Source organism: Flavobacterium sp. MEB061 (genome assembly GCF_000834715.1).
GTDB lineage: Bacteria > Bacteroidota > Bacteroidia > Flavobacteriales > Flavobacteriaceae > Flavobacterium > Flavobacterium pectinovorum.
In genome coordinates this window covers 351,917-367,129 of record NZ_JXQR01000040.1, presented here as the reverse complement: position 1 = coordinate 367,129, position 15,213 = coordinate 351,917, and the positions used below count along the sequence as shown (strand labels likewise).

The window sequence follows — 15,213 nt, the reverse complement described above, 5'->3', positions numbered from 1 at the left end:
ATAAAAACGAAAAAGCCTACTCGATTGAACAGGCTTTCGTATATAAATGAGAAATTTTAAATTATCAGAACCATCTTCTGCGTTTGAATAAAAACACCCCGAAAGAAGACAAAATAACTGAAACAAAAAGAAGTATCCAAATTCCGTATTTGCTTTCCTCTAAACCGTTTGGCACGTTCATTCCGTACAAACTTGCGATTAAGGTTGGAATCATTAAAATGATCGAAATGGATGTCATTTGTTTCATAATATTATTCATATTATTGGATATTACTGAAGCATACGCATCCATCATTCCGGTTAAGATATTGCTGTAAATATTTGCCGTGTCTTGTGCCTGACTTAATTCGATTTCTACATCTTCGAGCAAATCTAAATCGTAGTTTGCTTTATATGCTTTTAGGTTTTTTATACGATGGAACAAAACATCGTTGGCTTTTAGTGAGGTAATAAAGAAAACCAAACATTTTTCGATTTGAAGCAATGCCTGTAATTCTTCATTTTTGATTGACTTTTCTAAATTGTCTTCGGCCAATTTTATCTTTTGATTAATTTGCTTTAGGTATTTTAAATACCAAACACTTGAAGAGAGAAGCAATCTCAAAACCCAGTCGGAATTGTCCTTAACCTGAATGTTTTTTCGTCGTGAATACAACATAAAATCATGTATGATTTCTGTTTTGTAAAATGTAATGGTTACGCAGATATCATCTTTAAAAATGACACCAAGCGGAATAGTTTGAAAAGGTAGTTTTACATCGTCACTTTTTATAGGAACGCGCATGATGATAAGCGTCCAGCCATCTTCGATTTCGATACGGGGTCTTTCGTCGATATCTTCAATGTCGTTGTAAAATGCTTCAGGAATTTGAAGTTCTTCGAGTAAATATTTTTTTTCTGTATCTGATGGAGATTCGATGTTTATCCAGCAGTTTGGAGTCCATTTTGAGATTTCGATTAATCCGTTGTTGTTTGTGTAAAAGGCTTTCATTTCAAAATACAGGGTTTTATCGCAGCATTTTGAAATTGTCAAAAGCTGTTTTTAATTTAATACTAACGAATAATAATCGTCCATTTGGAGAAGTGTTTTTTAAAGTGTGGCAAAAGTATCCTTTATTTTTAAGAACCGAAACTTTAAAGTATTAATTAAATATTAAAAGGATACTTAAATTCCAATTTTTCAACAGCAAAAGAACACAAGTCCTTTATTTTTAATTCCTTGCACGTTTTAAGTTCGCAAAGCTTTGAGGTTTAAAATTGTTTTAGAACTTAGATTTTATCTATCTATGTTTTGGAAAATTTTTAGTTGTGTAATACAAAAAAGCCTGTTCAATAGAACAGGCTTTGTATATATTAGAAAGAGAATTATTTTCTTGCGCTTCTCATTTTTCTTGCTAAAAGTGTGTTTTGAAGCAACATAGCAATTGTCATTGGTCCTACTCCACCCGGAACTGGTGTAATAAACGATGCTTTTTTGCTTACTTCGTCAAAATCAACGTCGCCTTTTATTACATAACCTTTTGAGTTTGATGTATCTTCAACACGGGTAATTCCAACATCTACAATTACAACTCCGTCTTTAACCATATCACCTTTTAAAAATTCAGGAACTCCCAAAGCTGTAATAATGATATCTGCATTTTTAGTAAATTCTGCTAAGTTTTTAGTACGGCTGTGTGTTAGCGTAACGGTTGAATCTCCAGGATTTCCTTTACGACTCATTAAGATACTCATTGGTCGGCCTACGATGTGGCTTCTTCCAATCACTACAGTATGTTTTCCGGCTGTTTCTACTTTGTAGCGCTCTAATAATTGCATGATTCCGAATGGAGTTGCCGGAATGAAACTTTCCATTTCCAAAGCCATTCTTCCAAAATTTGTTGGATGAAAACCATCTACATCTTTATCCGGATCGATTGCTAATAAAATCTTTTGTTCGTCGATATGTTTTGGCAATGGTAACTGAACGATATACCCGTCCAGATTATCATCTTCGTTTAGTTCTGCAATTTTAGCTAATAAATCTGCTTCGGTAATATCTTCTGGTAAAGCGACTAAAGTTGAATCGAAGCCAATTTGCTGACAAGATTTTACTTTACTTCCTACGTAAGTTAAACTTGCTCCATTTGTACCAACTATAACGGCTGCTAAATGAGGCACTTTTCCTCCGGCTGCTTTTATTAATTGGACTTCGGCTGCAATTTCGTTTTTAATGTCTTCAGATGTTTTTTTACCGTCTAGTAGTTGCATTGTGTTTTGTTTCAGGTTTAATTTTTGTTTCAGGTTTCAAGTTGGGGCGAAACTATTTTATCGAAAAAAGTTTCAAATTTCTGTCTCATAACTTGAAACCTGAAACTTGAAACTTTTTATTTTATTATCTCGGCATTCCGCCTGGCATTCCTTTCATGCCTCCCATCATTTTCATCAGGTTTTTTCCGCCCGGTCCTTGCATCATCTTCATCATCTTGCTCATTTGGTCAAACTGCTTCATTAACTGATTTACTTGCTCGACTTTCGTTCCGGAACCTTTTGCGATTCTGGCTTTTCTTTTTACGTCGATTATGGCAGGTTTACTCCTTTCGATTGGCGTCATCGAGTGAATGATGGCTTCTATATGTTTAAAAGCGTCATCTTCTATTTCTACATCTTTCATGGCTTTTGAAGCTCCCGGTATCATTCCAACCAAATCCTTCATATTACCCATTTTCTTTACTTGCTGAATTTGCGTTAAGAAATCATCAAAACCAAATTCGTTTTTAGCGATTTTCTTTTGAAGTTTTCTGGCTTCTTCTTCGTCAAATTGTTCCTGCGCTCTTTCTACAAGAGACACAACGTCTCCCATACCTAAGATACGCTCGGCCATACGATCTGGATAGAAAACATCAATTGCTTCCATCTTCTCGCCTGTACCTACAAATTTGATTGGTTTGTTTACAACCGATTTAATCGAAATTGCAGCTCCACCACGAGTATCTCCATCTAATTTGGTTAAAATAACTCCATCAAAGTTTAAGATATCGTTGAAGGCTTTTGCTGTATTTACAGCATCTTGTCCTGTCATTGCATCAACAACGAACAATGTTTCCTGTGGCTGGATTGCTTTGTGAACACGAGCAATTTCATCCATCATTTCCTGATCTACTGCCAAACGACCAGCTGTATCGACAATTACGACGTTAAAACCGTTTGCTTTGGCATGTTTGATTGCATTTTGAGCAATTTCAACAGGATTTTTATTTTCCGGCTCTGAGTAAACCTCAACACCTATTTGGTCTCCCACAACATGCAACTGATTGATCGCCGCAGGACGGTAGATATCACACGCTACAAGAAGTGGTTTTTTATTTTTCTTTGTTTTTAGAAAATTGGCTAATTTTCCAGAGAAAGTCGTTTTACCAGAACCTTGCAATCCTGACATCAAAATAACTGAAGGAGTTCCAGAAAGATTAATTCCTGCAACATCACCACCCATTAATTCGGTCAACTCATCTTTTACCAGCTTCACCAATAATTGTCCTGGCTGAAGTGTTGTTAATACGTCCTGACCAATTGCTTTTTCTTTTACTTTGGTTGTAAAATCTTTGGCAATTTTAAAGTTAACATCGGCGTCTAATAAGGCACGACGAACTTCTTTTAAGGTATCGGCAACGTTTACTTCTGTAATTTTACCGTGTCCTTTTAATATATGGAAGGCTTTATCTAACTTATCACTTAAATTATCAAACATACTATTTTCTTTATTTGAAGTGCAAAGATAATCTAATTAGATATTTTAGGCAATTTTTATTTAAGGGCATTTTTGCCACTAAGACACTAAGGCGCGAAGTTTTTTTTGCTCGTAAAGTTTATTGGTTTCACGCAGATTTAGCAGATTTAGCAGATTAGGCAGATTATTTTTTAGATTAAGTATGAAAAAATCTGCGAAATCTGTGTGAAAAAAAAGCGCAAAGAAATAAATCCTTGCGCCTTTGTCCCTTCGTGGCAATATCATTAGAATTGGAAATAAATAAATGGCTGTGAGCCTGCAACGGCTGTCGCATAAACTATCCAATAAACGAATCCCAGAATTATTGCTTTTGCTACTAATGGTGTATTGTCGAAAGCCCATTTCATTTTGTCGGTAATAATTTCCGGTAAAAAATGCCAAACGTAACCAAACAGCATTAATAAAAATACATTTTTGTATCCTAAAGCTATCACTTTCCATTGTTCTGGTTCGAAAGTTAACTGACCAATATTATTGATTACCTGCAAAGCTGTTTCAAAATCTCTGGCACGGAAAAAGATCCAACAGAAAACTACAAAATGAAACGTAATCAGAATAGAGAAAAATCTCCAAAAGAAATTAGAACCTTCTTTTTTGGAAGGGAATAGTTCCATAAATATTTTATGAACTGCTAATGCTAATCCGTGTAATGCTCCCCAGATAATAAATTGTGCTCCGGCTCCGTGCCACAACCCGCCTAGAAGCATTGTGGTAAATAAATTGAAATTGGTTACAAGCGTTTGATTTTTTTTCTTCGAAAGTAAAAATGTCAAACAAAAAATACCAATTGATCCAATTGCTATTGTTAACGGAATAAAGCTTTCGTTTACATTTGAAATTCCCCAAAGTAATAATCCGAAGAAAAATAAACTTGGAAATAAATATCCTGCAAATGTGCCTTTTCTGTTTCCTCCAATAGAAATATACAAGAAATCCTTAAGCCAGGTTGATAATGAAATGTGCCATCTTCTCCAGAAATCTGTAATCGATACAGATTTATAAGGCGTTCTAAAATTGGCTGGTAATTTAAATCCTAATAACAAAGCGATTCCGATGGCCATATCTGAATATCCTGAAAAGTCACAGTAAATCTGGATAGCATATCCGTAAGACGCCATTAAATTTTCGAAAGAAGTATAGGTCATCGGCGTATCAAAAACACGGTCTACGAAGTTTATCGAAATGTAATTTGAAATTACCGTTTTCTTAATTAATCCGCCAATAATAAGAAACAAAGCGTTGTTTACGTCTTGTTTCGTCAGATTTAATTTTTGGTAAATCTGTGGTAAAAAATCTTTTGCCCTAACAATTGGTCCTGCCACTAATTGCGGAAAAAACGAAACGAAAAATAAATATTCGATATAGTTTTTTGTTGGCTTGATTTCTTCACGATAAATCTCAATAATATAACTCATCGACTGAAAAGTATAAAACGAAATTCCGACAGGAAGAAAAATATTATGCAAAGCAAAATGACCGCTGAACATATCATTGTAAGTGACAATCATAAAATTCATATACTTGAAATAACCAAGCAATCCTAAGTTCAGGATCACACTTATAACCAGATATATTTTCTTGGTGCTATCTTTTGTTTCTCTATAAATAATCTGACTCAAGCCATAATCTACGACCGAAGAAAGCAATAAAAGTAAAAAGTAAATTCCGCTTGACTTATAGTAAAAGAAAAGCGAGAACAGAATAACGTAGGTTAATCGTAAATAAAATGTTTTACGTAAAAAGGCGTAGACAAAATAGAAAACTAAAAACAACCCAAGAAACAATCCTGTATTGAATAATAATTTTTCGTCGGGATTATATATGAACCAATTTTTGACTTGCTCTAATGTAATTTCTCCAAAATTCTGAACAAACCAATTATTTATGCTATTACTTGTTATCAACTTACTTTTTTGATTTAAAATTATCGTATGCGTTTAAAAATGCTTCAGCAAACAACTTTGCTTGTTTTTCGTATCCTTTTTTAGAATAATGGACAAAATCGGGACCTATTAATCCTTCTGCTCTTAATTTTCGAACTCCTGTTATTCCACCAAATTCATCGTACAAATCCCAAACTGCAAAATCATCTTTTTCTGCAGAACTATTAATTCGTTCTGCATAATCTTTAACATACACATTTGGTTTTCTTCCTCTGTGCAGTGATGGCGGAGGTGTCATAACAATTATCGGAACATCAATTTTTTGATCTTTCAGATTACTTATAAATTCGCGTAATTGTCTGATATAAGCCGAAGCTTCCATATTGTCGTAACTTTCATTTGTTCCGAGAGAAAAAATCAACAAGTCAGGATGTAGACATTTTAACTGTTCAAAAAACAAAGGATATTTATTGTAATCAGAGAATTTAGCTCCGTTTACTCCAATTCCGCTATAGGTTATTCCCGGAGCATCTTTCTCTAAAATAAGTCCGTTAAGCTCAAATTCTGATGCCTCTTTATTTGGAATCAGGTAAATTTTATCTAATGCTTTCTCTGATTTATAATAATGAGAAAATGCGTCAGATTCCAGATTTAACGGAACAAATTCAGAGTTTTTAATCTCTTTCGGTTTTGTTTCGTTTGTTGGAATTTTCAAAGTTCTTCCGGCACGAATATTATTTGATTTCAGATTATTTGCTCTTTTTATTTCCGCTACAGAAATATTGTATTTATCCGCAATTACCGAAATTGCTTCTCCCTTTTTAATTTTATGTGTAATTACTTTTCGCTCTGTCGACTGAATAATATTGGTTTGAGATGATATTGCCAAATCAAACATATTCTGGTTTTGAGGCGTAATAATATGGATAGAATTGAATTTGTAAGCCGCATCTTTTATATTCAATTGTACTGCAAAACCACCATTATCTCTCCACAATCCAATTCCGCTTAAGCCAACCGGCCTGTTTTTTACCGGATAAATATTTCTGTAACTTTCCCAACTTCTGTTAGAGTAAAATCTTTCGTTGTAAGATCCGTTTGTTTTTGCCAGTTGATACGGAAAAACAAAACCACGGCCTGCATTTCCGAATTGCTGCTGCAAAATTTTTCTAATTTTATTGGTCATTAAATCTCCCTGAATGTGAGAGTCGCCAATATGTACAATATTTATTTTTTGTTTATTATCGCCTTCGTTTTCTTTTAATCTTTTAAAAACACTTTCTAATACTTTTGCATTATAAATGTGATTACCCATGTAAGATTCAATCGTTGCGCTATCGATTTTACTAATCATATTTTTAGTTATTAAAAGTGAGACTGACTTTTGCGCCTGATTATTTATCGAGAAGAAAAGACAACAAAAGAGGATAATAAGTTTATTCATTTACACTATCTTTTTTAACAGATACAGAATCTGCTTTCGCTCTTCTGACTGTTCTGGGTTTAGCGGCAACATCGCGTTTTTCGCGCAGCGCTTTATATTGTTCGTATCCTTTGTTTAGCTGATCATACAATAAATTACCAATTGCTTTTGCACCGCGTTGATTAAAATGTGTGTAATCTTTATTGGCTTTTGCCGGAGCTTCATCAACCCATTTCACCATCGATCCGTCTCCGCCCATTAGTGTGTATAAATTTACAAATCCCGACTCAGTTTCAAGTGAATATCTTTTTTGTGCCTTCATTAAAGGAACAACGGCCGAATCTGTTTTCATTTCCAAATCATATTTGGTTGATTTATCAGCGGTTGAAACAATTAATATAGAAACTCCCGGAAAAGATTCTTTGATTTTATTTACGGTTTTTTTCATTCCTTTTTCGTACCATGAATAATTTTTGGTTCCGTAATTTAACACATTTGTTCCGTAATGAAGTACAACCAGATCATACTTTAAATGGTTATTAAAAGCCTGCATCACATCGGCATCAAACATAGAAATTGGCAACCCGGAATTTCCTCTTTGCGAGAAGTTATCTACATGAACTCCGCTTCCGTTATCAAAATTAAAACCATAAATAGGAATTGAATCTGCCTGAACGAAATTGGCCTTAAAGGCTTTGATACTTCCTGACGTTACTTTTAGGGTATTGACTAAGTTATTTGGAACTAGATTTTTTCGCAATGTATCTTTTCCTATAATAAAATTGACATTTCCTTTTCGATGCGATTTTCCGTAAAACAAAGTTGGATTATCTAATACAGATACGTGTTTATTAAGTCCGGCTTCGTATTGCACCCAGGTTGGATTTGTTTTATCATTTGCAAAGAAAACGTGCCCGTTTACACCAAAAGGATTTATTGGATGTTTTACATTGAGATACGATTGTGCTTTCCAGTTTTTAGAATAAGACGATTTCACCGAGCCTCTGGACGCAGCAGATTCTGAAGTTATAGAAACGAAACCAACTCCGTTTCCTCCAAAACGTTCCTGATAATTATTTCGAACATCCTGAACAATTAAATCACCATCGGTCATCGAATCGCCGTAATAAGCAATCCTTACTTTGGCTTGTGGATTTTTTTCTAACTGATATAATTTCTCGTAAAAAGAGATCAGGTATTGATATCCTTTATAGTTTTCAAAAGTTTCTGTTGGAAATTCAATTCCTTCTGTTGCATCAAAAACAATTTTTTCCTGAGCTTCCTTTTTCTCCATTTCGACAATACTGTCGCTTTCTTCAGATAAGGAATCATTTGCAACCGACTCCAGAAGCAGGCTGTCTATAAGTACACTTTTAGAATCGATCTTGCTGTCCGGAAATATCTTATTCGGCAACACTTGTTTAAATCCTATAAAAGCTATAAATGCTAATGCAACAATGGCAAAAGACTGAAAAAAATATGATTTTGTGTTCACTTAGTAATTATAAATTTTGAAGAATAGACTCACAAAAATTTCATCTTAATTTTTGTTAATTCCTTATAAAAAATACCTGCAAAGATAGAATTAAACCTTAATTTATTATTCTTTTTAACAATAAAAAAAGAGGTCAGATAAATCTGACCTCTCTCAAAAAAAAATAAAAAAACAAAGCTAATGATTAACTGAATTTTTGAATGTTGTTTATTATTTCACTACAACAAAATATTTCTTAGAATGTAGTTGTGCTATTAGCCTGGTAAGCAAAATTGAATGTGAAATATCTTGCTACAGCTGTTGCTGGATCTGGATTTGCAGGTGCACCTTGATAGTAGCTTAAAATTTCGAATTTTGCATATTTACCATCATGTGTTTTTACTACAAATACTTTTCCTGCAAGTGGAGAAATAATGTTTGTTGAAGTATTATAGTTGTACCATCCGTTTCCACTACCTGTCGGAATTGCATAAACAGTCGCACCATCTTGTTGGAAAGTTGTTGCTGCTGGAAATGCAGTTACACTAGCAAATGTACCAGAAACGATACTTACAGCACCAGATCCTGTTCTTGTTGGTTCATCTGTAATACCAATTTCGTCTCCTCCATTTACAATAATTGTAGTTCCGCGGAAAGCAATATCCCAATTATCGTTTGTCACGATTTTGTTTTCAGAAAAACTGAATTTTGTAAATGCACCACCAACTGCTTGTCCTTGTCCTCCTGTTTGGGGAGCATAAAGATCTGAAACTTTTACAGTTTCAACTGCTGGAATTGTATCGTTTTTATCATCATCACTACTACAAGATGCAGTAAAAATCATTAATGCTAAAAGAGAAAGTTTTAAAAATTTTGTTTTCATGGTAAAGGTGTTTAAATAAATGTTTATTAAAAATTATATTGAATTCGTGCAAAAAGCTGCCTTCCTGCCAGATTAGTAATTTCACCCGGATCTGTAAAATCAAGTAAATTATTAGCTCCGACCTGAAGTATTAATTTATCGGTAATGCATTTTGAAATTGACAAATTGGTTATAAAATAATCCCCAACAAATTGGTCGTACTTGTCAAGAATTTGATTTGCATTACTATCAAACATCCCGTATTTACTTCTATAGAAAATACGCAAATTGATATCTGTTTTTATTTTTGAAATATTGTAATCAAATTTAATGTTGGCCGTATGCTTGGATCTATTGTATAATCCGAAATAATCTGATTTATTAATTTGAATTGTTTGCAATTGGTCATTGCGGATATATTGATAATCTTCAAAATTGTCAATAACAGATTTATCTTTAGCTATTAAATATTGATATCCCAGTGATACTGAAAATTCTTTCGTAAAATCGTAGGTAGAATTATACTCAACACCGTAAGTAAAAATTTTACTAATATTGAAGTAACTAAAAACATTTTGTCCATTTGTTTTTTGTGCTACTACTCTAGTATCAATTAAATTAGATATTGAATTATAGAAAGCATTTATGTCTAATCTTAATTTATTTTTCTTGTAAAAAGTTCCAAAATTAAAGTTAACAGAACTTTCTGCTTCCAATGGTTTATTAAAACTTATGCCTTCAACTCTATATAAAAGCTGACCTTGCGTATCAAGTTGATTCAGACGGTCTTCAGCAATGTTGTAACCTAATACAGTATATCCCACTGATGGATTAGTAAAGTCGAAAAACAACTGGCGGAAATCTGGTGCTTTATAACCATATCCGACTGAACCTTTTAAGGAAAAGCTATTGTTAAATTTATAATTTACTGCTAATTTCGGACTTAATTGAGATTCATATTCACTGTGATTATCATATCTAAATCCCGCAAGAAAATTTAGTTTTTCTGTCGGATTATAATCATATTGCAAGTATACATATTGAGAGTTAAACTTAACATCTTTGGCAAAATAGGTACGATCCAAGCTTTCATAATTTAATCCAACTCCTGCCGTTAATTTGTCATTATTTATCGACCAGGTTGTTCTAAGTTCTGGTCTAAAAAGCCATTGATTATAATAAGTTCGATCAAAAAGTACATTGTTAGGATCATTTAGAAATGCATCATTTTTATAATTGGTAGCATACAATTCATATTCCCAATATAATTTAGAATTCCATCTATGTTCTAATTTAATTTGAGAATTCCATTCATTTTCCTTTGCATCACCCGTATATTTTTCAGATTCAATTAAAGCTTTGTTATCTATTTTTTGATTAAAAAAACGATTACTAACAGTTAGTTTAAGATTTTCTGAAAAATCGTAATATATTTTCGGCTGAATAGTCGTGTTGTGATATTTTTCAACATTTTTCAACCATGTACTTTTATCTAAATCATATCCATCAGTAGAATAAAAATTAGTAAATAAGTTCGCTGCAAACTTTTTCTTCTTCCAAAGTAAATTAGCGTTTGCATCATTGGTATTGAACGAAGCATATCGATAAGAAAGATTGCCTGAAAACATATCTTTTTTAAGTCTTTTTGTAATTACATTAATTACTCCACCCATTGCTTCTGAACCATATAAAGCAGATGAAGCACCTTTTACAATCTCAATTCTCTCTATATTTCCAACAGAAACCCGTGATAAATCTAAAACTCCTGAACTTCTTCCAACAAGCGGAACTCCATCAATAAGAATCATTGTATACGCCGCATCTAAGCCTTGCATCTGAACCCCTTCAAATCCGCTTTCGTCTGGAATCAAAATAATTCCCGTCTGTTCATTTAGAATTTCATTTAATCTTGTAACACCTGTTTTTGCAATTGCCTCAGATGTAATTACTATCATCGGCAGTGGCAATGACGAAAGTACCCTCTCAGTTCTTGTTCCTGTAACAACCTTAACTTCTGATAATTCATTTGTGGCAGTACTGTCTTTTTTCTCTTCCTGAGCAACAGAAATCTGACAAAAAAGAAACGCAGCAAAAAGAGTAATTTTAATTTTCATTATTTTTATTCAGTCTTAATAATGGCGCAAATATATAAACTATTTTTATTTGTTCTAAATAAAATGTATATATTTGCGAAAATTAAAAACAAAACAATTTAAGTTATGATTTCAAAAAGTCTTTATTTTTCAGCCGTAATGGCTTTGGCGTGCAGTCTTGGCTTTAGTCAGGATAAAAAGCAACAAGACATTAAATCGATTAAATCGATGTGTGGTTGTTATGAAGTAAAATTCAATTTTACTGAAACTTTTCAATACCCAAAGGATTCTCTTACTTATAAGCCTTCAGAAACTAAACACGAATCTGCATTGGAATGGGTAGAGTTACTTGAAGACACTCCAAACAAAATCGTAATGCAACACTTATTGATTGTAAGTGACGACATGATTATCAAACACTGGAGACAAGACTGGCTTTATGAAAACACAGACTTATATTCATTTGACAAGGGCACCTCTTGGAAATATAAAAAATTAGACAAGAAAGCCGTTAAAGGTCAATGGACTCAAAAAGTATTTCAAGTAGACGATAGTCCAAGATATGAAGGATCTTCAACTTGGGTACATGTTGATGGAGAAAATTACTGGTCAAACGTTGCTGATGCTCCTCTGCCAAGAAGAGAACAAACAAAACGTAACGACTATAATGTATTAAAAAGAAGAAACATTCACGAAATCACTGCTACAGGTTGGAACCACGAACAAGACAACGCTAAACTCATTAGAGATGAAAGCGGAAAAGATGTTTTATTAGCAGAAGAAAAAGGAATGGATATTTATACTAAAGTTCCGGACATTAAATGTATTGCCGGTCAAAAATGGTGGAAAGAAAATAGTGCCCTTTGGAAAAATGTTCGTGACAAATGGCAAACTCTTTTTGACAGACACCAAGACCTAAACCTGGAAGCTAAAGTGGACAGAAAAGCACTTTATTCTCTTTTGTTTGATTTGAAACCAAATGCTACAAAAGATGAAACTGATGCAATCATCAACAAGTTTGTAAAATAAAAATATTTGAGTTAGTTGCAAAAAGCCGATAGTTCTGGAACTATCGGCTTTTTTTATTTAATGAAACCTAAGACTTTGCAACCTCAAAATTTAACCCATTGTTATTCATCCTCACTAAAACCAGTTCTTCTACTTCCTTCATAAGAATAAAATACTCCTGGCTCATTACTGAATTCTGCTTTAAAGGAAATCTTATCAACTTTATGACCTCCTTTGGAAACAGCAGCTTCCTTTTCAACTTTACCATTTGTAATAGTTACTGTTACAGAACCATATTCATTTGAAGCAGATGAAGCTGAAAATGAACCGTCTTTCTCAAAAGTAACTTTGATTTTGAATTTTTTAAACGAATTCTGATCATCTAACCACAAAGTATTATTGTTGACCGCCGTATTATAAGTAGAAAATAATTCGTGTTCCGAAACTTTTCCAGATGTGTCAGACGCATCAATAAACCATTCACCTGCCAAATTTTTAGCTGATGTTCCTCCCGTAGTAGTTTCACCAACTTCGTCACAAGCCATAAATGAAGAAAGTATAAGTACTGTTGCAATTATGCTTGTTGTAAATTGTTTTATTTTTTTCATTTCAAAAATTTTAATTTGATCGTGTAAATTTTCTATCTGCTGTTCCAAAGGTTGATGAAGCAATAATAGACCATTGCCAATGGTTTGGGTCTGTTATAATTCCGTTGTTGCTTTCTGCAGAAATACCAGATGTAGAAGTTTTTTCCTGATATGGCGCATAAATTTGTTTATCATCTACATTATAGAATTCTAAAGTTATTTTATTATCATTAACATCAAATCCCGTAGCATTATCGCATTTGTACTTTCTATCACCCAGTTTTGTGACAATATTGTTGTTACCGCTTCTCACAAAAGTGCCGGATAAATCTATTGAACTGGGTTGTTCACTTAAAACAATTACGGTACGTGTTATATAAGCTGGAAATCCATCACTATTTATTGCAGCGTATTTAATTTTATATACAGCTGGTTTACTTGTATCAACTGTACCATCAATTTTAACATCTAATTTTTCTCCACTAGATTCAGCTTCAGCCCCTTGTTCTGTATATATTTCGCCTTGCGTTAAAACAACGAGCGCATCACCATTCATGGACATATTTGCGTAATGCGTTATTTGCGATACGTGATCTGTAGAATCTGTTTCACAAGAAGTAAACAATAGTCCGGAAACTATCATTGCTAGTATAAATATTTTTTTCATTTTTTGCTTTTTTTAGTTAACATTCCACCATACCGGAGCCGTTATTGCCTGTAAAGCCGGTGCATTTGGATTTCTTGATTTTACGATACTAGGCAAAACAATCCTTTTTGGGAATTTCCCTCCTGTTACATTTTCTACAGATACTGCAAATTGTCCAGGAATATAAGATTCACTTACTTGAGAAACATTAGATATTTTCGGGTATCCGGTTCTGTTTTGCTCCAGGAAAGATTCATATCCATTTCCGGGAAAACTTGCAATCCATTTTTGAGTAATAATTGCCTCAATTTGCGCGGCAGTCCCTGTTGCTGGAAATTCGTATTTACCTCCGGCAGCAACAAATGTATCTGCGTTTCCACCAAATCTTGTCATTGAGGCCTGAACACCTAGATCATATTTAGCTTTAGCTCCCGCTCCATCATAATATCTTGTAAGTGCTTCTGCTTGTAAAAAACTACTCTCTTCCTTACTGATAAAAAATACAGGTGTTAGCGGACTTAATAATACTTGAGAAAGATTGATTGCTTTATTTTCAAAATCACCTTGATTATTTGGACTTCCGGCTCCATAATATTTATTTAAACGAGGGTCAGCGTTAACTTGTAGATAAGAGTACAATGTTTTACTAGCTTTCAGGTTTAAAGTACTATTTAATTTTCTTCTGTCAGACTCATATAATGGATTACTTTGATCGGCTGCATCTACAAATTGAGTCAATGCGGCGTCAACATCTAAAAATTGGGCACCTGAATCGATTAATGCTTTTATTCCTGATTCTGCTAGTGCCGGGTCAGCTGCTGTTAATCTCATGTGTAATTTTAGCAATAAAGTATTACCAAATTTTGTCCAGTTAGCCATTTCACCTTTAAAAAGTAAATCATCAGCTGCAGGTGCAATTCCTTTAGAGGAACTTAAATCTTTTGACAGCGCTAATTTTAAATCAGCAATCATCAGATTGTATGTTTCTTTGCCTGTATTGAATTTTGGCTGCAAAATATTTATATTATTTGCTTCAGCGTACGGAATAGCATCATATAAATCGGTCATTACCTGAGAGCCTTCTACTTCAAGAATTGTTGCCATTAAGTAATAATTCCAGTTTTCTTCTGCTAATGCCTGTGTTTTTACAACTCTGATATCATTCAAAGCATCGTACATAGCAGTCCATGCTGGTTGATAATCGTTTGTTCCAATAGTATAAGAATCAACATTTTTATATTGATTGGAAGTATTATTTTGTGTCCAAAATTGAGACCAAAATCCGCCAATTAAAGCGTAATAAGATCCTTGCGCACCTGCAAGACCAACTATACCTGCAGGAAGGATAGTACTATTTGCTTGTCCGGAAGGCAAAGTATCGGGATTTCTATTAATATCAAATGTTTCATCACATGAGACTAATAAGAATAGTACTGTAATTAATGTTGCTATTTTTTTCATTTTTCTATAT

At 33.5% G+C, this 15,213-nt stretch carries 12 protein-coding genes; 1 reads left to right on the top strand and 11 read right to left on the bottom strand.

Annotated features, from left to right (window positions below; translation table 11 throughout):
• Positions 1-64: 64 nt before the first annotated feature.
• From RT99_RS17400 to RT99_RS17360, 8 genes are all read right to left on the bottom strand, one after another.
• On the bottom strand, positions 65-991 hold the full coding sequence (locus RT99_RS17400) for a magnesium transporter CorA family protein (protein ID WP_042565989.1): 927 nt from the start codon (positions 989-991) through the stop codon (positions 65-67).
• A 374-nt stretch (positions 992-1,365) separates the two neighbouring features.
• Positions 1,366-2,250: a bifunctional 5,10-methylenetetrahydrofolate dehydrogenase/5,10-methenyltetrahydrofolate cyclohydrolase gene (locus tag RT99_RS17395; protein WP_042565988.1), complete on the bottom strand. Its 885-nt coding sequence runs from the start codon at positions 2,248-2,250 to the stop codon at positions 1,366-1,368.
• A gap of 124 nt (positions 2,251-2,374) precedes the next feature.
• Positions 2,375-3,727, bottom strand: a complete 1,353-nt coding sequence (gene ffh / locus RT99_RS17390) for a signal recognition particle protein (RefSeq protein ID WP_042565987.1) — start codon at positions 3,725-3,727, stop codon at positions 2,375-2,377.
• A 263-nt stretch (positions 3,728-3,990) separates the two neighbouring features.
• A complete protein-coding gene (locus RT99_RS17380; protein WP_042565985.1) occupies positions 3,991-5,670 on the bottom strand; it encodes an MBOAT family protein in 1,680 nt (559 codons plus the stop codon).
• A gap of 1 nt (position 5,671) precedes the next feature.
• On the bottom strand, positions 5,672-7,003 hold the full coding sequence (locus RT99_RS17375; protein ID WP_242607222.1) for a GDSL-type esterase/lipase family protein: 1,332 nt from the start codon (positions 7,001-7,003) through the stop codon (positions 5,672-5,674).
• 82 nt (positions 7,004-7,085) lie between these two features.
• A complete protein-coding gene (locus RT99_RS17370) occupies positions 7,086-8,567 on the bottom strand; it encodes an SGNH/GDSL hydrolase family protein (RefSeq protein WP_042565983.1) in 1,482 nt (493 codons plus the stop codon).
• A gap of 235 nt (positions 8,568-8,802) precedes the next feature.
• Entirely contained in the window at positions 8,803-9,429 is a 627-nt protein-coding gene (locus RT99_RS17365) for an HmuY family protein (protein ID WP_042565982.1), read from the bottom strand.
• 26 nt (positions 9,430-9,455) lie between these two features.
• Positions 9,456-11,522, bottom strand: coding sequence for a TonB-dependent siderophore receptor (locus tag RT99_RS17360; protein WP_042565981.1), 2,067 nt, complete (start codon positions 11,520-11,522; stop codon positions 9,456-9,458).
• A 105-nt stretch (positions 11,523-11,627) separates the two neighbouring features.
• On the opposite strand from RT99_RS17360, the gene RT99_RS17355 reads away from it, so the two are divergent.
• Entirely contained in the window at positions 11,628-12,530 is a 903-nt protein-coding gene (locus RT99_RS17355; RefSeq protein WP_042565980.1) for a DUF6607 family protein, read from the top strand.
• Positions 12,531-12,631: 101 nt separating this feature from the next.
• Here the strand turns inward: RT99_RS17355 and RT99_RS24795 are convergent, their stop codons facing one another.
• From RT99_RS24795 to RT99_RS17340, 3 genes are read right to left on the bottom strand one after another with little or no spacing between them, the layout of a single operon-like run.
• On the bottom strand, positions 12,632-13,117 hold the full coding sequence (locus RT99_RS24795; RefSeq protein ID WP_131494926.1) for a lipid-binding protein: 486 nt from the start codon (positions 13,115-13,117) through the stop codon (positions 12,632-12,634).
• A 10-nt stretch (positions 13,118-13,127) separates the two neighbouring features.
• Entirely contained in the window at positions 13,128-13,763 is a 636-nt protein-coding gene (locus tag RT99_RS24790; RefSeq protein ID WP_082036978.1) for a DUF5011 domain-containing protein, read from the bottom strand.
• Positions 13,764-13,775: 12 nt separating this feature from the next.
• Entirely contained in the window at positions 13,776-15,203 is a 1,428-nt protein-coding gene (locus RT99_RS17340; protein WP_042565979.1) for a SusD/RagB family nutrient-binding outer membrane lipoprotein, read from the bottom strand.
• Between the last annotated feature and the right edge of the window lie 10 nt (positions 15,204-15,213).